This window comes from Desulfolutivibrio sulfodismutans DSM 3696, from assembly GCF_013376455.1.
In the GTDB taxonomy this organism is placed as follows: domain Bacteria; phylum Desulfobacterota; class Desulfovibrionia; order Desulfovibrionales; family Desulfovibrionaceae; genus Desulfolutivibrio; species Desulfolutivibrio sulfodismutans.
Genome location: NZ_CP045504.1, coordinates 280,047 through 300,693 on the forward strand (window position 1 = coordinate 280,047; position 20,647 = coordinate 300,693).

At 60.5% G+C, this 20,647-nt stretch carries 20 protein-coding genes and 1 pseudogene; 7 read left to right on the forward strand and 14 right to left on the reverse strand.

What is annotated here, in order from left to right; genetic code table 11:
- The first annotated feature begins 36 nt into the window (after window positions 1–36).
- Window positions 37–624 (forward strand): TrmH family RNA methyltransferase, encoded by a 588-nt coding sequence (locus GD606_RS01235; protein WP_163302918.1) that lies wholly within the window; start codon window positions 37–39, stop codon window positions 622–624.
- Here the strand turns inward: GD606_RS01235 and GD606_RS01240 are convergent.
- From GD606_RS01240 to GD606_RS01270, 7 genes and pseudogenes are all read right to left on the reverse strand, one after another.
- Window positions 515–2,002 carry an MFS transporter gene (locus GD606_RS01240; protein ID WP_163302917.1) on the reverse strand — a complete coding sequence of 496 codons (1,488 nt, stop codon included), beginning with the start codon at window positions 2,000–2,002 and terminating at the stop codon, window positions 515–517. The two genes, GD606_RS01235 and GD606_RS01240, sit on opposite strands and share 110 nt — an antisense overlap.
- Complete coding sequence (locus GD606_RS01245) at window positions 1,999–2,460, reverse strand: MarR family winged helix-turn-helix transcriptional regulator (RefSeq protein ID WP_163302916.1); 462 nt, start codon at window positions 2,458–2,460, stop codon at window positions 1,999–2,001. The genes GD606_RS01240 and GD606_RS01245 overlap by 4 nt, the downstream gene beginning before the upstream one ends.
- Before the next feature lie 444 nt (window positions 2,461–2,904).
- Window positions 2,905–4,317: an FAD-binding oxidoreductase gene (locus tag GD606_RS01250; RefSeq protein WP_163302915.1), complete on the reverse strand. Its 1,413-nt coding sequence runs from the start codon at window positions 4,315–4,317 to the stop codon at window positions 2,905–2,907.
- A pseudogene (locus tag GD606_RS01255) lies at window positions 4,317–5,008 on the reverse strand (amino acid ABC transporter permease). The gene GD606_RS01250 and the pseudogene GD606_RS01255 overlap by 1 nt, the downstream one beginning before the upstream one ends.
- Window positions 5,005–5,772 carry an amino acid ABC transporter ATP-binding protein gene (locus tag GD606_RS01260; protein WP_163302913.1) on the reverse strand — a complete coding sequence of 256 codons (768 nt, stop codon included), beginning with the start codon at window positions 5,770–5,772 and terminating at the stop codon, window positions 5,005–5,007. The pseudogene GD606_RS01255 and the gene GD606_RS01260 overlap by 4 nt, the downstream one beginning before the upstream one ends.
- Entirely contained in the window at window positions 5,772–6,476 is a 705-nt protein-coding gene (locus tag GD606_RS01265; protein WP_374190887.1) for an amino acid ABC transporter permease, read from the reverse strand. Before GD606_RS01265 ends, GD606_RS01260 begins: the two co-directional genes overlap by 1 nt.
- A 252-nt stretch (window positions 6,477–6,728) precedes the next feature.
- On the reverse strand, window positions 6,729–7,481 hold the full coding sequence (locus GD606_RS01270) for an ABC transporter substrate-binding protein (RefSeq protein WP_163302911.1): 753 nt from the start codon (window positions 7,479–7,481) through the stop codon (window positions 6,729–6,731).
- Window positions 7,482–7,880: 399 nt separating this feature from the next.
- Between GD606_RS01270 and GD606_RS01275 the strand changes: the two genes are divergently transcribed.
- The 4 genes from GD606_RS01275 (at window position 7,881) to GD606_RS01290 (ending at window position 11,507) form a co-directional block, all read left to right on the forward strand.
- Window positions 7,881–8,249 carry a response regulator gene (locus tag GD606_RS01275; RefSeq protein WP_163302910.1) on the forward strand — a complete coding sequence of 123 codons (369 nt, stop codon included), beginning with the start codon at window positions 7,881–7,883 and terminating at the stop codon, window positions 8,247–8,249.
- A 200-nt stretch (window positions 8,250–8,449) separates the two neighbouring features.
- Window positions 8,450–9,712 carry a sulfite exporter TauE/SafE family protein gene (locus tag GD606_RS01280; RefSeq protein ID WP_163302909.1) on the forward strand — a complete coding sequence of 421 codons (1,263 nt, stop codon included), beginning with the start codon at window positions 8,450–8,452 and terminating at the stop codon, window positions 9,710–9,712.
- Window positions 9,713–9,715: 3 nt separating this feature from the next.
- Window positions 9,716–10,438, forward strand: coding sequence for a hypothetical protein (locus GD606_RS01285; RefSeq protein ID WP_163302908.1), 723 nt, complete (start codon window positions 9,716–9,718; stop codon window positions 10,436–10,438).
- A gap of 361 nt (window positions 10,439–10,799) precedes the next feature.
- The gene (locus GD606_RS01290) at window positions 10,800–11,507 is read left to right on the forward strand and encodes a DUF599 domain-containing protein (RefSeq protein ID WP_246298915.1); all 708 of its coding nucleotides are present in this window, start codon (window positions 10,800–10,802) and stop codon (window positions 11,505–11,507) included.
- Between the two features lie 287 nt (window positions 11,508–11,794).
- Here the strand turns inward: GD606_RS01290 and GD606_RS01295 are convergent, their stop codons facing one another.
- From GD606_RS01295 to ilvB, 3 genes are all read right to left on the reverse strand, one after another.
- Complete coding sequence (locus GD606_RS01295; RefSeq protein ID WP_163304048.1) at window positions 11,795–12,193, reverse strand: response regulator; 399 nt, start codon at window positions 12,191–12,193, stop codon at window positions 11,795–11,797.
- A gap of 127 nt (window positions 12,194–12,320) precedes the next feature.
- Window positions 12,321–12,830: a hypothetical protein gene (locus tag GD606_RS01300; RefSeq protein ID WP_163304049.1), complete on the reverse strand. Its 510-nt coding sequence runs from the start codon at window positions 12,828–12,830 to the stop codon at window positions 12,321–12,323.
- A 342-nt stretch (window positions 12,831–13,172) separates the two neighbouring features.
- A complete protein-coding gene (ilvB, locus tag GD606_RS01305) occupies window positions 13,173–14,870 on the reverse strand; it encodes a biosynthetic-type acetolactate synthase large subunit (protein WP_163300363.1) in 1,698 nt (565 codons plus the stop codon).
- 799 nt (window positions 14,871–15,669) lie between these two features.
- Here ilvB and tcmP point away from each other — a divergent pair.
- Complete coding sequence (gene tcmP / locus GD606_RS01310) at window positions 15,670–16,740, forward strand: three-Cys-motif partner protein TcmP (RefSeq protein ID WP_163300364.1); 1,071 nt, start codon at window positions 15,670–15,672, stop codon at window positions 16,738–16,740.
- Entirely contained in the window at window positions 16,737–17,444 is a 708-nt protein-coding gene (locus tag GD606_RS01315; RefSeq protein WP_163300365.1) for a DUF5131 family protein, read from the forward strand. The genes tcmP and GD606_RS01315 overlap by 4 nt, the downstream gene beginning before the upstream one ends.
- Here the strand turns inward: GD606_RS01315 and GD606_RS20875 are convergent.
- Genes GD606_RS20875 through typA form a run of 4 tightly spaced genes read right to left on the reverse strand, consistent with a single transcriptional unit; the run spans window position 17,403 to window position 20,554 of the window.
- Window positions 17,403–17,540 (reverse strand): hypothetical protein, encoded by a 138-nt coding sequence (locus GD606_RS20875; protein WP_368356351.1) that lies wholly within the window; start codon window positions 17,538–17,540, stop codon window positions 17,403–17,405. The two genes, GD606_RS01315 and GD606_RS20875, sit on opposite strands and share 42 nt — an antisense overlap.
- A gap of 35 nt (window positions 17,541–17,575) precedes the next feature.
- Window positions 17,576–17,788 (reverse strand): type II toxin-antitoxin system HicB family antitoxin, encoded by a 213-nt coding sequence (locus GD606_RS20360; protein WP_246298916.1) that lies wholly within the window; start codon window positions 17,786–17,788, stop codon window positions 17,576–17,578.
- Between the two features lie 59 nt (window positions 17,789–17,847).
- Window positions 17,848–18,705: a nitroreductase family protein gene (locus tag GD606_RS01325; protein ID WP_163300366.1), complete on the reverse strand. Its 858-nt coding sequence runs from the start codon at window positions 18,703–18,705 to the stop codon at window positions 17,848–17,850.
- 1 nt (window position 18,706) lies between these two features.
- Complete coding sequence (gene typA, locus GD606_RS01330; RefSeq protein ID WP_163300367.1) at window positions 18,707–20,554, reverse strand: translational GTPase TypA; 1,848 nt, start codon at window positions 20,552–20,554, stop codon at window positions 18,707–18,709.
- Window positions 20,555–20,647: the final 93 nt, after the last annotated feature.

The following is a 20,647-nucleotide window of genomic DNA, read 5'->3' on the forward strand; positions in this document are numbered from 1 at the left end:
TGCCTTGCCCCCGGGTTTTGCCTACATGATCCGGCCATGCGAAACATTTCCGAAAACCGTCTGGAGCGCATCCGCCAGGTTGTGGCCGCCCGCCAGAAGGATTTGGCCCTGGTTTTGGACAACATTCATGACCCGCACAATGTGTCGGCCATATTGCGAAGCTGCGACGCCTTCGGCGTGCCCCGGGTCCATCTGCATTATACCACGACGGCCTTTCCGCATCTGGGCAAGAAGTCGTCGGCCTCGGCCAAAAAATGGGTGGAGTGCGTGCGCCACGCCGATACCGCCGCCCTGGCCGCACGCCTGGACATCGACGGCCTGCGGCTGGTGTCCACGGGGTTTGGGCCCCGGGCCGTGCCGCTGTGCGAGTGGGACTTCACCAAGCCCACGGCCATCGTGTTCGGCAACGAGCACAGCGGCGTCTGTCCCGAACTGGCCCGGTATGTGGCGGCGGAGATGTACATCCCCATGCGCGGCATGGTGCAAAGCTTGAACGTCTCCGTGGCCGCCGCCGTCATTTTGCATGAGGCCCAGCGCCAGCGGACGGCAGCGGGCATGTACGACCGTCCGTCGTATGCCCCGGAAGAGATTGAGGCGCTGGTTGCGATGTGGCGGGAGAAGTAGACGCCACAGGGGCCTTTTTGGCCAGAAAGGCCATGGCCGCGCCGATAAGGCCCAGGATGCCGAAGGCCGTAAACAGCGTGCGCATGGCCGCCAGGTACTCCCCGATGACCTCCGGCCCAAGAGGGTGGTTGCCCACATACCGGGCGATGACCACCGTGACCACCGCCATGCAGGCGGTCATGCCCATGGTCCGCGACTGGCCGGACATGGCCGAGGCCACGCCGTAGCGCGACGGGTCCACGGCGGACATGAGCACCACCATGCTCGGCGTGGAAAAAATGCCGATGCCAAGCCCCACCACGGACAAAACCCCGATCACCGCGGCCGTGCCGCTTTGGGCCGAAAGGGCGGCGGCGGCGAGCACCCCCAGGGCGGCCAGCCCGGCCCCGGTCCCGGACAGGAGATGGACGGGGGATTTGTCGGTCAGGCGGCCGATGACGGGAGACACGAGGCACTGGATGACCGGCTGGACGGCCAGGATCAGTCCGGCCTGGGCCGGGGTCATGGCGCGCGCGTATTGCAGATAAAGGCTTAGGAGAAACGAGACCCCGAAGGCGGCGCAGGACACGATGCACATGGCGGCCACGCCAAGCGAAAAGGCCCTGTTGGCGGAAAACAGGTCGAGATGCAAAAGGGGCGTCGCCGTGCGGCGTTCGATGGCGATGAATGCCGCCAGGGCCAGGACGCCCAGGCCAAGCCCCCACCAGCCCAGGGATGTCTCCAGATGCGCGCTGCCGAAGACCAGAAGCCCGATGCCCGCCGCGCTGCTGACCGCGCCCCACCAGTCGAAACGCGCCCCCGGGGCGGGCGACAGCCGCCAGGAGAGGTTTTTCAGGCAGACCAGAAGGGCCACGGCGCAGGGGGCCATGCCCAGATAAAACACCCAGCGCCAGCCAAGGCCCGAGGCGATGATCCCGCCCAGGACCGGGCCTGCCGAAATGCCCAAGAATATCCCGGCCACGCTGATCCCCAGGGCCCGGCCCCGCTCCTCGGCGGGGAAGGCGTCATACAAAAGGGCCAGCCCGGTGGCCAGGGTCATGGCCCCGCCCAGGGCCTGAACGCCCCGGATCACCAAAAACAGCTCCATGGTCGGGGACATGGTCAGGGCCAGGGCGCTCGTGGCGAAGAGCATGAGGCCGATGAGGAACACCCCGCCCCGGCCGCAGATGTCCCCGGCCCGGCCGAACGGCAGAAGAAACATGGCGTTGACGCACAAAAAAACGGACTCGACGAGGCTTAAGGAGATGGCTGAGGCGGCGTATTCCCGGCCGATGGCCGGGAGGCAGACCCCCACGGCCGACAGCATAAACGGCACCGCGAACTGGGTGGCGACCACGGCGAATAAAACAGCCCATTTTCTGGAACGGTTGTGAATCATGAATCCTCTCGCGTCAGCGCGTCTTCGAGGTTGGCGGCCATGTCGGCCAAAATGCCAAGGGCCAACTCCCGGCGTACCGGGTCGAACCCCTGGAACAGGGCCTGGTTGTGGTCCTTGAGCACGGCAAAGAGCCCTTGCGCCAGATCGAGGGTTTTTTGCGTCGGAGAGACGAGTTTCTGGCGGCGGTCGCGTTCGTCTTCGAACCGATTCACATAGCCCCGTTTTTCCAATTCGAAGAGCGTCCTGGCCGTCGCCGCCGGGTCCACCTTGAGGCTCTTGCACAGGGCGTCCTGGGGCTGGCCCGGCCGGTCCAGCACCTCGAGCAGCACCCCGATCCAGCCGCGTTTGAGCCCGAGCTCCCGCATGCGGGGGGCCAGAAAGGCGGCCGAGAGACGGTGCAGCACAGCCAGGTGGTGGCCGGGGGCCTTGTGTCGGCACAGGGCCAAATTACAGGGCATGGCGATCCTTTTTTAGTTGACTTGTCAATTGTTGTCGTCGTCAATAGTCATGCCATTTCCGGTTGTCAAGGGCGGCATGTCACCCTTGGGAATGGGCGTGCCGCTGGCCGGCAGCGCCGCTGGCCGACCGGGGAGACGGCTGCCGGGGAAAAGGCGGGTTTCTTCTCGCTGTCGGCATCTTCGGGTATGGGTGGGTGCGAAAAAGGGGGATGGCCCATGTCAGCCAGTTCGGACGAACTGATGCAGGCGGTGCGGCACATGTTTTTGGATTTGGGGTGGCGATCGGAAATCCAGCAGGATCGGGTCGTGGCCGCGAAAACAACCATCGCCATGAAATGGATGCTGGGAAAAAAGACCGTGCGCCAGGATGTGGAATGCCGCTTCGATAGCGCGCCACGACGTCCGGCGGTGGACTCTCGTGCCCGGTCGGCCTTACGTCCGGGCTCAGGGAAAGATTTTTCCCGGGTTGAGGATCATGTTCGGATCGAAGAGTTTTTTGATGCCCCGTTGCAGGGTCAGGCTGGCGGGGGACAGCTCCAGGGGGGCGTAACGCTTTTTGGCGATTCCCAGGCCATGCTCTCCGGAGATGGTGCCGTTTAAATTCAAAACCGTGTTCAGAATCCGCTCCACCAGACGGTCCATGCGTTCCCGGGTGTCCGGGTCAAGGGTCTCGGCGATGATGTTCAGGTGGATGTTGCCGTCTCCGGCGTGGCCGAAGGCGTACACCGTCAGGCCGAATTCCCGTTCCAGCATCTGCACGGAGGCGATCAGTTCCGGGATGTAGGCCAGGGGCACGGCCACATCCTCGGACATGTACAGGGCGGCGGCGTCATGGATGCGTGTGGAGATCTGCCTCCGGACCTCCCACATTTTTTCCCGGGCCGTCGGATCACCGGCGGGCAGAACCTCCATGGCCGACATCTGCGTGCAGGCCGCGACCACGCAGGCCATGTCCGATTCGGCCGAAGCCTCGTCGCCGTCGGTCTCCACCAAGAGCAGGGAGGTCTGGCCGCCCCGCAGGGGGAAGGGCAAAAGCTCGGCCACAAGGGTCAGGCAACGGTTGTCCATGAGCTCCACGCAGGACGGGGTGACGCCCGAATTCATGACCGCCCCCACGGCGGCCACGGCCTTGCCCGGGTCGGGAAAAAGGGCCAGGGCCGTGCGCACGGCCCGGGGATGGGGGATGAGCTTCAAAATGAGCTTGGTGATGATCCCCAGTGTCCCTTCGCTGCCGGTCAGAAGACGCGTCAGATCGTAGCCCACCACCCCTTTGCGGGTGGCCACCCCGGCGCGCAGGAGATCCCCACCGGGAAGGACGGCCTCCAGCCCCAGCACGTAGTCCCGGGTCACGCCGTATTTGACGCAGGCCGGGCCCCCGGCGTCCGTGGCCACGTTGCCGCCGATGGTGCTTTTGTCCAGGCTGGCCGGGTCCGGCGGATAGAACAGGCCCTTTGCCCGGGCGGCCTTGCGGATGCGGCCGGTCACGGCCCCGGGCTCCACCACGGCCAGCATGTTCACCGGGTCCACGTCCAGGATGCGGTTTCGGCCCGCCAGGGACACCACCACGCCGCCATGCTCGGCCAGGGCCCCTCCGGCCAGCCCGGTCCCGGCCCCGCGCGGGGTGACCGCGAATTCATGCAGGTTGGCCAGATGCACGATCTCCTGGATGTCCTCCACGCTTTTGGCGAAGAGTACGGCCTCGGGACGGCGGCGCAGGCCCGAGGCGTCTTCGGAGGCTGTCTGCAAATCGGCGTCGAGCCGGGAAAAGGCCGGGCCGAAACGTTTGGCCAGTTCGGCGGCCAGATGATCGTCGATGGGAGCGTACTGGACGGGGGAGGAAGGAGCGCCGTTTTGCATCAGGAATTTTTCACCTCGAAGCCGGGAATGGACAGGCGGTTTTCAATGAGACGCAAAAGCTGCCCGGCCAGGGTGACCAGGGCCAGGTAGTACAGGCCCACGATCACGTAGACCTCGGTGTTCTGGAAGGTGGCCTTGGCGATGCCCCGGCCCACGCCGGTCAGCTCGTTGACGGTGATGATGGAGGCCAGGGACGAATACTTGATGAGATAGATGATCTCGTTGCCGCAGCCGGGAAGCGCCCGGCGGAAGGCCTGGGGCAGGACGATGGACAGGATGCAGTTCAGCGGCGTGATCCCCAGGGCCTGGGCGGCCAGGAGTTGGCCGCGCTTGATGGAGAGAAGGCCCCCCGGATGTATTCCGATTGATAGGCCCCGCTGCACAGGGCGAAGCCGATGATTGCGGCCTGGACAGGGGTCAGGATCAGGCTCACCCCGCCGATGCTCACATAGGGCAGGGCGAAATACCAGAAATAGAGCTGCACCACCAAGGGCGTGCCCCGAAACAGCGAGACGTACCAGTTGGTGATCCGGCGCGGCCACGCCCCGCCGTAGACCCGCAGGGTTCCGGCGGTGACGCCGATCACGACGCCCAAAAGGGCGGCGGGCACGATGATCCCGATGCTGGCCCACAGACCAGCGTTCAGCCCCGGGACGACCCGCTCGAAGGCGAAGGCCAGGGCCTCGTTCATCCGCCCATCTCCCCGCTGAGCTCGGAAAGCTTGGCGCAAAAGGCCATGGTCCGGGAACAGGAACCCCGGGCCAGCAGTTCGCTGGGCGCGCCGCGCTCGATGATGCGCCCCTTTTCCATGAACAGGAATTCGTCGGCCAGGGAGGAGGAAAAGCCGATCTGGTGGGTGGCCATGATCATGGTCATGCCTGCGTCGGCCAGGTCGCGGATGACCGCCAGGACCTCGCCGATGAGTTCCGGGTCCAGGGCGCTGGTGGGCTCGTCAAGGAGCATCACCGCCGGGTCCATGGCCAGGGCCCGGGCCACGGACACGCGCTGTTTCTGGCCGCCCGAGAGTTGGGCCGGATAGAGCCCGGCCTTGTCCGCAAGGCCCACCCGGGCCAATTCCTCCATGGCCCGGTGGGTGGCCGTGCGTTTGTCCATCTTTTTGACCTTGATGAGGGCCACGCGCACGTTCTCCATGGCCGTCAGGTGGTCGAACAGGTTGAAATCCTGGAAGATCATGCCCACGCGTTGGCGCAGCCACAAGAGGTCTTTCCTGCTTTTGGGGTTGATCTCGCGGCCGTCGAGAAAGACCTTGCCTTCGTCCGGGGGCAAAAGAAAATTGATACACTGCAAAAGCGTGGACTTGCCCGCGCCCGAGGGGCCGATGAGCACCTTGAGGCGGCCTTTTTTGACGGTGAGCGACACCTCGTCGAGGATGCGCTGCCCGCCCAGGTGTTTGACCACGTTTTCCACGCGCAGGACGACGGATTCGTTTTGCATCACAAAGATCCCTGGTGCGAATAGCCTTCCATGCGCACCTTGGCCTCAAGGGTCTTGAGGGCCTTTAAGCCCGCCCAGGTCAGGGCGAAAAAGATTAGCCCGGCCAGGATGGACAGGGGAAGGGGTTGATGGGTGGTGGCGGCCACGGAGCGCGTCCGGGACATGATTTCCAAAACGCCGATCACGAAGGCCAGGGCCGAATCCTTGAGCAGGATGGAATATTCGTTGGACCAGGCCGGAATGGACAGGCGCAGGGCCTGGGGCAAGATGATGGAGGTGATCGCCGTGGCGTCGGTCATGCCCAGGGCCCGGGCGGCCTTGAGCTGGCCTTCGGGCAGGCTTTGGATGGCCCCCCGGAAGATTTGCGACTGGTAGGCGGCGCTGGTCAGGCCCAGGACCAGGACGGCGGCGGCGAAGGCGCTGTCCAGATGCAGGAAGGCAAGGGCCGGGATGCGGCTGAGGTAGGCCAGGATGCCGAAGTAAAACAGGTAGAGCTGCACCAGGATGGGCACGCCGCGAAACAGCCAGACGTAGAGCGACACCAGACGCCGCACGGGGCGTCGACCGTAGACCTGGCCCACGGCCAGGGGGACGCCGAAGACGAGTCCCACGGCCATGGCCCCGATGATGAGCCCAAGGGTCCACCAGATGCCGCCCAGGATGTAGGGCAGGGCCTCCCATGAGGCGGTAAGGGCCTTGAGCATGCCGTCCATGTGTTTTCCCGGCGCCGCGTCGCATGGGCGCGGTTTTTCGGTAAAAGGAGTGAGACAGGCGACGGCCCCGAAGGCCCCGGTCCATACGGGCCGGGAGCGTTCGGGGCCGGACGCGGGGCGACCGGGCCGCCCGGTGCACGAGTGTTGCGTTCGGTAATTCCCGTTATGGTCAAGCAAGCAGCAACATCTTGAATGTACGATTTTTATTCACAAAAAAACAAAATGTTTTTTGTGAACGCCACACTAGATGTCGTACTTCTTCTTGAGTTCCTGCCAGTAGGGATCCTTCATGAGCATTTCCAGACCCTTGTTGACGGTCTCCAGAAACTCCTTGTCTTCCTTGCGGATGGCGTAGCCGTACTTTTCAGAGGGCACGTCGAAGGTTCCGGCCACCTTGTAGGGCTGGCCCTTCATCAGTTCCTTGGCGATGGAGGAATCCATGCCCGAACCGGCGATGCGGCCGACCTTGACGTCTTCCATGGACAGGTCCGTGGAATCGTAGAGCACCAGCTCGAATTTGTAGCCCTCTTTCTTGGACATTTCCTCAAGCAGCTTGTTGGTCACGGTGCCGCGCTGCACGCCGATCTTTTTGCCGGTCTTGAGCAGGTCGGCGAAGGGGGTGGCGTCGTCGCCCTTGACCAGCAGAACCTGGGTGACCTCGTAGTAGGGGATGCTGAAATTGACGATCTTGGCCCGCTCTTCGGTGGCGCTCATGCCCGAGGCGATGATGTCGATCTTTTTGGCGGTCAGGGCCGGGATGATGCCGTCCCAATCCATGGGCTGGTGCTTGATTTTAAAGCCCATTTTTTGGGCGATCCAGTCCATGGATTCCACGTCGAATCCGGCGGGTTTGCCGTCCTTGTCCACGAACCCGAACGGAGGAAAGCCGAAATCGATGCCGTTGATGTAGGTTTTTTCCTCGGCCAAAGCCGCGCCGGAGAAGGCGAAGGCCAGGGCCACGGCCAGAAGGGCGGCGACGCGCAGCGTTTTGAACATGATTTCTTCCTTTTCCCGGGGTTGTACGACGATGCAGATGGAAGCCTTGGCCGACGACGGACGCGCCCGGGACCATTTCCCGGGTTTGGGCGTTAAGGCACAAGCGTCACAGAACCGTTACGCCGCATAGCAGAGATGTGCCCGGCGATCAAGAACATACGGTCCTGGCGGTGCGACGGATGCCGGATCGATCCTTGCGGGTGTGCGTGCGGAAACGTGTTCGCTGACTTTGACGGACTGTAAAGAATCCTGACACCAATCGATGGGAAACAATCCGACACCTGGATTTGGACGACAAAAAATATTCATTTTTTCGGGGTGTTGACAATCCATGCCGAACACGCCGCCCTGGCACGCAAGTTGCCTTTCCCCCAACCGGCATTCCCCAAGGAGGAGCCCGTGGAGATTTTTGGCCGAACCATTCTCGTCACCGAGCGAAACGGAAACATCCGTGAGCTTTTGCGTCGGGAATTGGGGCGGGCGGGATATCGCGTGCTGACGGCTGCCGATGCCCCGACGGCGCGGGAGATCCTGCGGGAGAATGCCTCCGTGGAACTGGTCATTCTCGACGAGGAACTGCCCGGCATCACGGAAGAGGGCGGGCTTGCCGCCTTTTTTCGCATGGCGGGAGGGCCTCCCATGATTTTGCACGCCTTCTCCCACGGGGCGTGCGCCTATCGGGAGGATGGCCAGGTGGCGGCCGTGGTGGAGAAAGGGGGGGGGCTGGAGCTCCTGACGGCGGCTGTAGCCAGGGTCTTTGCGGCATAACCCATAACCGTTCCGGGAACCCGGCGCTCGGGAAATACGACATGAGCCTGTCGCCCGGACGATGCACGGCCCGCAGATTTATTTCCTTCTCGGGCGAAAACGGGGAACCGGAGCGAGACAGTTTGGGGACTCCTTTGTGAAGCGGGGTCCGGACAACCATGCAGCCGGTCGAGTCACACTTCAAAATGGAGGAAGAGGAAATGGGTTTGGGCAGAAACGTCTTTGAGTTCCTAAAATCAGCGTCCATTGCGCACGCGAAATGGGATCTGGAAGTCTCCACGTCCATTTTGCGCAACCGGAAAAAAATGCTGTTTCTCATCGCCCTGGCCTTGCCGATCATGGCGGTGTCCTTCGTGGAAGCCGGGGATTTCCTGGGCGGCAAGACGGCCTATGCGCCGGCCTTCTACACCACGACCATCTTTCTGGTGTCCATCGCCGTGGGCCTGGCTGCGGGGCTCATCACCGGATGTATCGGCGCGGGCGGCGGCTTCATCATCACCCCGGCGCTGATGGCCGCAGGCGTCAAGGGCATCCTGGCCGTGGGAACCGATCTGTTCCACATCTTCGCCAAGGCCATCATGGGCACGGCCGTGCATAAAAAGCTCGGCAACATCTCGGTGAAACTGGCCATCGCCTTCCTTGTCGGCTCCGGCGGCGGCACGTTCATCGGCGGCGCCATCAACAAGGGCCTCTACAACAAGGATCCGCTTCTGTCCGAGCTTTTCATCAGCGTCATCTATTCCGTGCTGCTCGGCTTCCTGGGATTCTACGCCCTGTTCGACTTCCTGAAGTCCAGCCGTGGACAGGCGGCCCAGAGCGGCGGCGGCCATGACGCCCACGGCGGCCCCAGCGGCACCACGGGCCTGGCCGTGAAGCTTCAGAACATGAAGATTCCCCCCATGATCACCTTCGACGAGGACTTCGTCCCCGGCGGCAAGCGCATTTCCGGCTGGATCGTGGCTGCAGGCGGCATGGTGGTCGGCATCCTGGCCGCCATCATGGGCGTGGGCGGCGGCTTCGTCACCTTCCCCATGTTCGTGTACATCTTCGGCGTGTCCTCCATGACCACCGTGGGTACGGACATCCTTCAGATCATCTTCACCGCCGGCCTTGGCGCCATCGCCCAGTACGCTATCTACGGCTTCGTGTTTTATACCCTGGCCATGGGCATGCTGCTCGGATCGCTTTTGGGCATCCAGGTCGGCGCGCTGACCACCAAGGTGGTCAAGGGCATCCACATCCGGGGCTTCTACGCCATGTCCATCATCGCCGGTTTCATCAACCGCATAGCCGTGTTGCCCAAGAAGCTGGTGGAGCTCGAATACATCGACATGTCCAAGGCCATGGTCAACAACATCGAGTTCGTGGGAAACATCATCTTCTGGGTCGTGGTGGCCATTTTCGGGGTCTGGGTTATCGGCAAGTTCCTTACCAACATTTCGACGCTCAAACAGGAGGCCTAGGTCATGGTGGCCAACAAGAAAGCCCTCTCCATGGGCATGATCCTGCTCGTCTCCTTTGCGGGCGTGTTTTTCCTGATCATGATGCCCATTTTCGGCAACGGCATGACCGGGTTGGACTACTCCGACGACCTGTTCAACAAACTCTCCAAGGGGTCGTCCTACTTCATCCCGGACGTCAAGGCCCAGATCAAGGACTTCGAAGGCAAGCAGGCCAAGGCGGCCGTGAAGTTCAAGTCCGAGGACGAGGCCAAGCATTCCCTGGCGGTCATGGCCAAGGCCGGTTTCAGCGCCGCCCAGGCCGGGGAGACCCTGAACGTGGACGTGGACCTGGGCAAGATGCTCTCCAAGGTCGTGGATGACGCCGACGCCATGTACCACGACGACGGGGCCAAGGTCGGCGCGTTCTACGGCCTGGACAAGGATGCCGAGGGCAAGCTGGCCATGAAGGCCTGGTGGACGCTTCTGGCGGGCATGATCAAGCCCCTGCAGAAGGAAAAGCAGATTCCCATGGCCAATGCGGTCAACCTGGTCAACCAGAAGGCCATCGAACCGGCCTACAACTTCTACGGCATCAAGGCCGAGTCCATCCTGGACAAGATCCCAGCGGCCTCAGGTCTTCTCATCTTCTATGTGGTCTACACCATGTGGTACGGCTTCGCCATCTTCGAGATCTTCAACGGCATCGGGCTGTCCATGAGCAAGTCCAAGATCAAGAAGGAAGTCTAGTTGTGTTGAAGATTGTTCTGCCATAACGGAAAGTACCGAACCCATCACTCGTCCGCCTGGGCATGAAGGCGGGTGCGCGGCCGGTTCCGAAAGGGACCGGCCGTTTTTTGGGCTTGCCTCGGACATGCCGCCGCAATGCCGGGCGCCCGGGCGTCATGGGAGGCGTCATTTCTCCCTGCGCCGCGATCGCCCCCATGACGAACGGACGGGCGGACGGTTCCCGGGATCAGGGTGTCCGGGGCTGGGGAGCGGGGGATACGGCCGGGGGGCATGATTGTCCTATTTGACGCCAGGGGGATTTCCGAGGCATAGCATTCCCATTCGAAGGATCATGCGTTCCGGATGCCTGGAGGGAAAAGCCGTGGAATTTCTCGCGCCGCATTTCTTGGATGTGGTCTGTCTGCTGATCTCCATCACCATGTTTACGCTCTACAACGTGTTTATCTGGCGAAAATTGAAGTCAGATCCCATCTATACAATTCAAGGAGCATCAAATCTTGCCCGCAGGGCCTGGGTCGTTACCGTCATGGAGGAGAAAAACGACATCCTTGCCGTGCAGACGCTCCGAAATTCCACCATGGCTGCGACATTTCTCGCTTCAACTGCGATACTGCTCTCGGTGGGAGTCCTCTCGTTGACAGGCCAATTAGACACTATCGGAACCACATGGCATTCGCTCAACATCTTCGGTTCGACCGAGCAGAGCACCTTGGCCCTGAAGATTTTGGTTCTGCTGGTGAACCTGTTCATTGCTTTTTTCAGTTTCTCGTCGTCCATCAGGATGTATAATCATGTCGGGTTCATGATCAATGTGCCGTGCATGGATGGAAACTACAGCTCCTCGATGACATTCGTCGCCATGCAACTCAATCGCGCGGCAAGCCATTTTCACTTCGGGATGCATGCCTTTTATTTTCTTGTTCCCCTCGTGTTTTGGTTTTTTGGTCCGCTCTTGTTGGTTTTTTCCACGTTGGCCATGATCTGTGTCGTCTTCTGTTTGGACAGGACGTCTAAAATGTACTGTGATTATATGACGCCGTTTAGCATGAAGAGTTGCAATCTGAAGTAGCCCTCCGGGCCGTTCCGGTCTGTCCCCGGAAGAGGCCCGGGCCGCATCCGGGGCGGCGATCCACGTTCGCCGGACACGGCATCCTCTCCCAAATAGCGGATGATACGGGGCGTCTGATGCCGGGAAGAAGCGGGCGGGTTGCCCCAGGAGGAGTCCCGCAGTGAAAGCCATGCGTGGAAGAAAGCCGGAACGGACAGATTCCGGCCAGGTGCGGCGACCACGGCCTCGGCAGGGATTTCCCTGGGTAGGACTGCCGTCGGGCCGGAACTTTTGATGGCGCGGCGGGGCTATTCGATGAGATTCAGATTTTTCAGAAGATGCAGCAGCATGTGCTTGTCGATGGGCTTGGGCACATACGACGTGGCGCCGCCCTTGTAGTAGGCCTCAACCACGTTCTTGGGATCGTCCAGGGCCGTGGTCATGATCACCTTGACCTCGTCGACGGGATTGACGCCCTGGCCCCTCTCCAGCGCCCGGATTTTTTTCAGGGCCTCCTGGCCGTCCATCTCCGGCATCATGATGTCCATGCAGATCAGATCATAGGGGCGATCCTCGCGCAAAGACGCCTCGAACGCCTCCACGGCCTCCAGGCCATTGACCGCAATATCCACCTCGCCGTGGGGCGTGAGGATTTTTTGCAACACCTTCCGGCTGGTGAAATCGTCTTCCACGACCAAAACGCGCATATATCCCACCCCACGGTTGCGGGCCAACAGCCCTTTTGAGAAGAGTTTGCAGCAAACCGAGGGAACATTCAAGGCCGTTTCCCTGCCAACTCCGGGCAAAACGACCGGAAAAGGCTTTCCACAGGCGCTACGGGCGACGTTTGGGGCAGGATTCCTGCAGCATGCACACCCCGCAGCCCCCGGCATAGGGCATAGGCGTGAAAACGGCGTACTGCCGGTTGACGGTCCCGGCCGGGTTCCATTCCAGATCCAGAAATTTGAACTGGCGCAGCATGTCCCGATCCGGGCTGGGAAGCGGCGCACAGCCGCCGTCGGCCACCTCGGGAACCACCTGGGCGGCCGCGCCCATGACCAGGGCAATGGCCAGGTTGTGCAGGGAAAAGCCGTCCGAAGGCGAGATCTGCCAGGCCTGCTCGACCTCGTCCTCAATGCTTTTTTCCAGAAAGATCAAGACATAGCCCTTGCGACGGCCCAGGTCGAACCGGTAGGCTCGAAGGGCCGGGGCCCATTGCCCAAAACGGACGGCAAGCCTGTCCGCCTCTTCCTGCTCCATGCGCGGCAGGTCCGCTATTTCCATATAATGCAACATGTCGAAGCTCGGCGTGATGTCGAGCTTTTCCCGTGTGATCTTGCCCATGGCGGCCTCCCTTCTTACTCATCACGAAACGAGGCCCGTTGATAAACCACCCCCCGCCGCCGGGCAACCCCCATACGTCGGGGCTGCCGCCCCGCACTGCGTCGGGGCTGCCGCCCCGAACCCCGCCCGGGGGAAATCATTTCCCCCGGACCCCCTGATATCGTTGGCGTTTCCGGAGAAGCTTCGCTTCGCCGGAAACGCCAACGAAAATCAGGTTGGACGGAGAGAATGCTCTCTCTCGCACGCGGACGCGAAGCGCGCCGGAGTTTTTTGAAGAGGGGTCCAGGGGGGAACCTTTTTTTCAAAAAAGGTTCCCCCCTGGCCGCCGGAGGCCTGCCCTCCCTAAACCGCCGCGCGTTCGCGCAGCATTTCGGGCGAGGCCACGGTGGCGCCGATCATGCGGGTATTGGCCTCGCCCGGGGCCACCATGGGATAGACCTTGGCGGCCGCATCCACGGGAACCCGCACCAGGCAGGGGCCTTTGGCGCCCATGGCCCGGGCCAGGATCTCGGACGGGTCGCCGCCTTTCTCCATATCGAACACCCGCCAGCCGAACCCCCGGGCCACGGCCGGGAAGTCCACCCGGGCGCGGTAGTCCGTGGCGAAGCGCCGTCCGCCCATGAAGAGGTCTTGTTGTTGGCGCACAAGCCCCAGGCCGCCGTTGTCAAACAGCACCACGGTCATGTCGGCCTTGATCTCCGCTGCCGTGGCCATCTCCTGGATGTTCATGAGCATGCCGCCGTCGCCGCAGAAAAGCACCACCGGGGCCTGGGGTTCGGCCAGGGTCGCGCCGATGGCCGCCGGAAGTCCGAAGCCCATGGTCCCCAGGCCTCCGGAGGTCAGCCAGCGGCCGGGCGTGGTGAACGGATAGTGGCGCGCGGTCCACATCTGGTTCTGGCCCACGTCCGTGACCACGATGGCCGTCTCCCCGGCCAGGGCCGCCGCCGTGCGGATGATGGCCCGAGGCGAACCCGGGGTCGGGGAATGCGCGGCGTGCTGCCGTTTGAGGGCGGCGATGCGGGCGATCCAGGCGGTGCGGGTCTTTTTCTCGATGAAAGGCTCCAGGTCGGCCAGGGCGCTGGCCGCGTCGGCGATGAGGCCCACATGGGCGGTCTTGATCTTGTGGATCTGGCCGGGGTCGATGTCGATATGCACCACCGAGGCCTCGGGGCAGAAGGCGGCCACCTTGCCCGTGGCCCGGTCGTCGAAGCGGGCCCCTACGGCGATCAGCGCGTCGCATTCGTGAAGGGCCAGGTTGGCCCAGGGCGAGGCGTGCATGCCGAGCATGCCCAGGCTTAAGGGGTGGCGGGAGGGGATCACGCCAAGGCCCATGAGGCTTTGCACGGCCGGGATGGCGGCCTTTTCCATGATGCGCCGGGCCAGGGCGGCCGCCCCGGAGCGGGCCGCGCCGCCGCCCAGGTACAGGATGGGCCGTTTGGCCTGGTTGATGATCCGGGCGGCTTTTTCGATGCCCTCGGGGCAGGCCTCGGGGGCCTCGTCCGGACGGCCCGGTTCGGGCCAGCGGGCGAAAGTGGCCGTCTCGGTCTGCACGTCCCTGGGAATGTCCACCACCACCGGGCCTGGGCGGCCGGAAGCGGCCAGGGTGAAGGCCTCGGGGATGATCGTCAGCAGCTCGGCCGCGCTTTGCACCCGGTAGGCCTTCTTGCACACCGGGGCGCACACCCCGGCCATGTCCACCTCCTGGAAGGCGTCGGTGCCGATCATGGCCCGGGGCACCTGCCCGGTGAGGCACACCAGGGGGATGGAGTCCATGTACGCGTCGGCGATGGCCGTGACCAGATTTGTGGCCCCGGGGCCCGAGGTGGCCAGGCAGACGGCGGGCTTGCCGCTGACCCGGGCCATGCCCTGGGCCAAAAACGCCGCGCCTTGCTCGTGGCGGGTGAGGATGTGGCGGATGGATGAGGCGGCCAACGCGTCGTACAGCGGCAGATTGGCCCCGCCGGGGATGCCCGGGACGATGGTCACGCCCTGGCGTTCGATGAGTCTGGCGATGATGTCGGCGCCGGATTTCGTGGGCATGGTCTGCTCCTTTGTGGGAGCCCCGCGCGCGCCGCCTTTGGGAGATGGGATGGAAAACGAAAGGAAAATCCCCCGTCAGCGGTCGCGCCGACGGGGGATGAAGTGACGAATGAAAAAATATCCCGCTACGACGCGACGTGCATAACCACGCGTACGACGACGCCGGATAGGACCAGGGCGGCGCGGGCGGGGGCAGCGGTGCGGGTGGCGGAACGGTTCATTTGGGCCTCGATACTGGTTGAGAGTGCTTGGTTATTGCCTAGCCCGGGCCGGGCGGCGGCGTCAAGGGGATTTTCATTATTCTCGGCCGTCGGCATCTCACGCCGCTGTCAGAGCTAACCAAAATCACCCGTTTCATCATTTCAGACGCCTATCTTTCCGGGGTGAGGACTTCCCTTATAGACCCAGCTCGTTTAATCTGAACCTATGAGAAACAAACTCGCGACCATCGTCGCGTGGCTCGTTGGAGCGGCGGTTCTGGCTTATTTTTCCCTGTTCGGGATCGGAGCAACCAGTTGCCCCCCGTGAGTGCTGGCTGGCGCTTCGGGAGTCGCGGGATACGGCTCCTTCATTTTGGCGAAATGGCTTGGCAGGGGGAAAAAGAAGGACCGGGAGGATGATGGGGATTGAATTTACTGCGGGGCAGAGTTATCTGCCCTGCTAATTCCCGTTTTGTCATCTGATATATTAGCAGGGCAACTCATTGAAGTCGCTTTGGTTTCCTTCATAGTATTTGGTAAGTGCTAAATGCGAAGGCGATGAATAATTCCAAACAATTATGGATCGCGAAGGAATTAATATGTCTCGTGACCATCATTCAAAACCTTATGACGAAGGAACACTGTTAAAACTTGAACTATTTGAAAATTATTGCAAGTCATGGCTTCCTGTGTTTATTCAATTGCCTAATGTTGTAGAAATTAACATTGCAGATTTCTTCTGCGGGCCAGGAGAAGATCAAAATGGCATCCCCGGAAGTCCATTAAGAATTATAAATACAATTAATTGTTTCAGAGACATATTGAGAAGTAAAAATAAAAGAATATGCACACTATTTAGTGACATAAAAGATAGCAAAGTAAATTCACTGATGCGTTTAATTGATGGTATGCACACAGAATGCGTAGATATTAAGTATGAGTGCCTTGATTTTAAATCATGTTTTAGTAAATATGAACCTAAATTTTCAGCAAAACATGCAGCAAACTTATTGTTTATTGATCCAACGGGGTTAATTGATGAAATTATGCTCAAAAAGGTGTTGAGCATGCCCAGAACAGATTTTATCCTTTTTATACCGGCAGAGCATATGCACAGGTTTAAAAATACAAAAGAATTCAAAAATAAACTACCTGGGATAGAAACAATTAATACAGATAGCCCTAAGAAATTTGCTGGAGGATTTTGTAAGCTTATTGAGTCGAGTTATACTAAAGATAGGGATTACTATCTAGCACATTTTGGAATACAAAAAAATTCAGGATCAACACATAGCGTTGTCTTCGGTTCAGGTAGTCCGCTTGGTATTGAAAAATTTCTCATCGAATGCTGGAAATTTGACAAAGACAATGGTGAAGCATCATTTTCCCTTGAAGGTGATTTAATTATAGACAACAGACAATTCTCTTTGCCTGGTATTGTAAAAGGGGCAAAGCTAAGAAAATTTCAAGAATCTTTTAGGAGCGCCGTACTTTTAAATATAATAAGGAACAATAAGGATGCTTATTTGTATGCAATAAAATCAGCCTGCCTTCCTCGGCATGCGAAAGAAGTCCTTGCTCAGCTCAAAAAGGAAAGAAAAATAGTAAAAGTTCCTGCTTTAAGTTATAAAAAAATTTTTCATGATAAATGTATCGAGGATATTTCATGAGTTTGAGTAAAATTGAATGGACTGAATGTACCTGGAATCCATTGACCGGATGCACAAAGTTCAGCATCGGATGTAATAATTGTTATGCAGAAAAAATGTCAAATCGACTAAAGGCAATGGGAGTAAAGAACTATTCCAATGGATTCAAACTAACACTTCATGAAGACACGCTTTCTATTCCAATGAGCTGGAAAAAGCCGCGAATGATTTTTGTGAATTCAATGAGCGATCTTTTTCATGAAGATGTTCCCGATGATTTTATTGTGAAAGTTTTTAAAACGATGAACTTAACTCAAATGCATACATTCCAGATTTTAACTAAAAGATCAGAAAGACTAAAGAAAATGTCTTCAGTGCTTACATGGACAAATAATATATGGATGGGTGTGACTGTTGAATCTATCATGTATAAGCAAAGAGTAAATGATTTAATTTCAACAGATGCATATATCAAATTTTTATCCTTGGAACCACTTTTAGACGATGTTCAAGGAATTGATATTAATGGGATTGATTGGGTTATTGTTGGAGGGGAGTCCGGTCCTGGAGCTAGGCTAATGAAGGAGGAATGGGTGAAAAATATTAAAACACTATGTGTAGATAGGAGCATTCCATTTTTCTTTAAACAGTGGGGAGGAGTAAATAAAAAGAAAACGGGGAGACTACTTGATGGCAAAACATGGAATCAGATGCCAGTAAAATAATGTACAGTGATAGTATTCACTTGACACCGCCGCCCCATTCTCAATCACCTCGGCCGCCCAGGCGTTGAGGCTCTTCCCCATGGCCGCAGCCGTCATGGCCGCCTTGGCGTGGACTTCCGGCCGGACGCGGATCAGCGCTTTCCGGAAGAGGGTTTGTTCGGGGCCGCCCCCCGGGCCTGGCAGGCCTCAAGGTAGTGGTCTACGGCCGCATGAAATTGTGCGCGCATGTCCTGCACCGAGTCGCCGTGAAATCCCACGATATCCGTTATCCCGGCGATGTGCCCGACAAAACATTCGTCCTCGTCGCTGTATTCGATCCGAGCGGCATATCCCTTATACGTCATCGGCGTCGCCTCTCATCCTTCGACGGCCTTGAAATCGTCCGGCCGCGAACGGATTCCCGCTACTCCCCCTCGACAATCCCCGGCAGAAACGCCACCTGCGGCTCGTCGCGGGGGACCGTGCGCCGGTAGCGGTACTTGGAATTGCCGACGAGGAGCGCCGCAGGCACCACACGGCCCTCGGGGATGCCCAGGTGGCGCATAAGCTCCGGGCGATGCGACAGGGCGAACATGAGGTAGCCCGCAAAGCAGCTTCCCACCCCGTGGGCATGGGCCACAATCTCAAACCAGGTGGTGGCGATGATGGCGTCGGTCACAGGCGTCACGCCGTCGTCCGGGACATGGGCGAACACCGCATGCGGCGCGCCGCGCGTCACCACGTCCTTGCCCTTGTCCACGGCCCGCACCGCCCCGGCCAGCTTCATGTTCCGGGCGAAGTCCGTCTTGGCCTTGACCTCGGCCCGCATCCATTCGTTGACCTGCATCAGAAACGCGTTCACGGCCTGGCGTCCGTCCAGGATGGTCCACTGCACCTCCTGCCGGTTGTGGCCGGTGGGGGCGTGGCGCACCGTGTCCAGGATGGCAGCGAAGGTCTCGCGCGTCACGGTGCAGGGCTTGAAGTTGCGGATGGAGCGCCGGGTCTTGAGGTGCGCGGCCAGGGCCTCGGGGGCCAGGGCGTTTTTACGGTCCACCAGGGGGAAGTCGTCAAAGGGCAGCAGGCTGTGGCGCAGGGCCCCGGCGGGACAGATGGCCACGCAGTGGCCGCAGCGGATACAGTGCTCCGCCTTGCCCGGCAGCGGATAGGGCAACTCGTCCGGGCCGTCCTGGCGTACCAGGCTGGCCGGGCAGGCCGCCGCGCACAGACCGTCGCGGCGGCACAGGTTTTCGTCGATGGTGAAAAGGGGCGGGGACGTCTCCACCCTACGCCTCCTCTTTGGCCTTTTTCTTCGCGCCGCCGATGACGTGGCGCTTCTGGGCCGACAGCTCCACCTTGCGCAGCCGGATGGACAGGGGGGTGACCTCGGCCAGTTCGTCCTCGCGGATGAAATGGATGGCCCGCTCCAGGGTCATGGGCAGCACCGGGGTCAGGATGACGTTTTCATCCTTGCCCGAGGCCCGCATGTTGGTGAGCTTTTTTTCCTTGCAGGGATTGACGTTGATGTCGTTTTCCCGGTTGTGTTCGCCGACGATCATACCCTCGTAGACCGGGTCGCCCGGGCAGACGAAAAGCCTGCCGCGCGGCTCCAGGTTGAAGATGGCGTAGGGCACGGCCGCGCCCGCCCGGTCGCAGACGATGGAGCCGGTGAAGCGTGACGGAAAGTCGCCCCGGTATTCCTCGTAGCCCAGGAAATAGGAGTTCATGATCCCGGTGCCCTTGGTGTCGGTCAAAAACTCGTCCCGGTAGCCGATCAGCCCCCGGGCCGGGATGGTGAATTCCAGGCGTACCCGGCCCGAGCCGTGGTTCACCAGGTTTTTCATGCGGCCCTTGCGGATGGACAGCTTCTCGGTGACGATGCCGGTGAACGACTCGTCGCAGTCGATGAACAGATGTTCGATGGGCTCTTTGCGCACCCCGTTTTCCATGCGGTAGATGACCTCGGGGCGTCCCACGGACAGCTCGAAGCCCTCGCGGCGCATGGTCTCGATGAGAATCGCCATCTGGAACTCGCCCCGGCCCTTGACCACGAAGCTGTCGCGCTCATCGCTCTCCTCCACGCGGATGGCCACGTTGAGCAGGGTTTCCTTGAACAGGCGTTCGCGGATGCGGGCGGACTGGACGTATTTGCCCTCGCGTCCGGCCAGAGGGGAGGTGTTGATGGTGAAGCGCATGGCCACCGTGGGGTCGTCCACGCTGATGCGTTTGAGGGCCGCGGTGGTCTCGGAGGAGCAGATGGTGTCCCCGATGGTCACCTCGTCCAGGCCGGAGATGACCACGATGTCGCCGGGATGGGCGGTCTCCGAGTCCACGACCTTGAGGCCCTCGTAGACCTGAAGCCGGGTGACCCGAAGCGGCACGCGGCGGTTTTCCGCGTCGATGCGCACCAGGGAATCGTGGCTGCGGGCGGTCCCGGCCAGCACCCGGCCGATGGCCAGCCGTCCCAGGAAGTCGGAATAGCCCAGATCGGAGACCAGCATGGCGAAGGGTTTTTCCGGATCGCAGGCCGGGCCGGGAATCTCGGCGATGATGGTCTCGAAAAGCGGGGTGAGGTCAACGCCCTCTTCGTCAAGGGCGCGCATGGCCCGGCCTTCGCGGCCCACGGCGTAGAGCACGGGGAATTCGAGCTGCTCTTCGTCGGCGTCCAGGTCGATGAACAGGTCGTAGATCTCGTTTAAGACCTCTTCCGGACGGGCGTCCTTGCGGTCGATCTTGTTCACGGCCACGATGACCCGAAGTCCGGCCTCCAGGGTTTTTTTGAGCACGAACCGGGTCTGGGGCAGGGGGCCTTCCGAGGCGTCCACCAGGAGCACCGCGCCGTCGGCCATGGACAGGGCCCGTTCCACCTCGCCGCCGAAGTCGGCGTGGCCGGGGGTGTCGATGATGTTTATTTTGGTGTCCCGCCAGGTCACGGCGCAGTTTTTGGCGGCGATGGTGATGCCGCGTTCCCGCTCCAGGTCCATGCTGTCCATGATTCTTTCGGGGGCGTCCTGGCCTTCGCGGAACATTCCGCTTTGGCGGAACATGTGGTCCACCAGGGTGGTTTTGCCGTGGTCGACGTGGGCGATGATGGCGATGTTTCGGATGGAGTCGTTACGTGGCTGGGTTTTCATGGATGTCCTCGCGCAGGGTGAATAGGCCGCGCGGCTTTACGGTTTCATGACGGGAAAAGGGAGGAATGTCCTGCCGGGCGGCTCTTGTCGTCG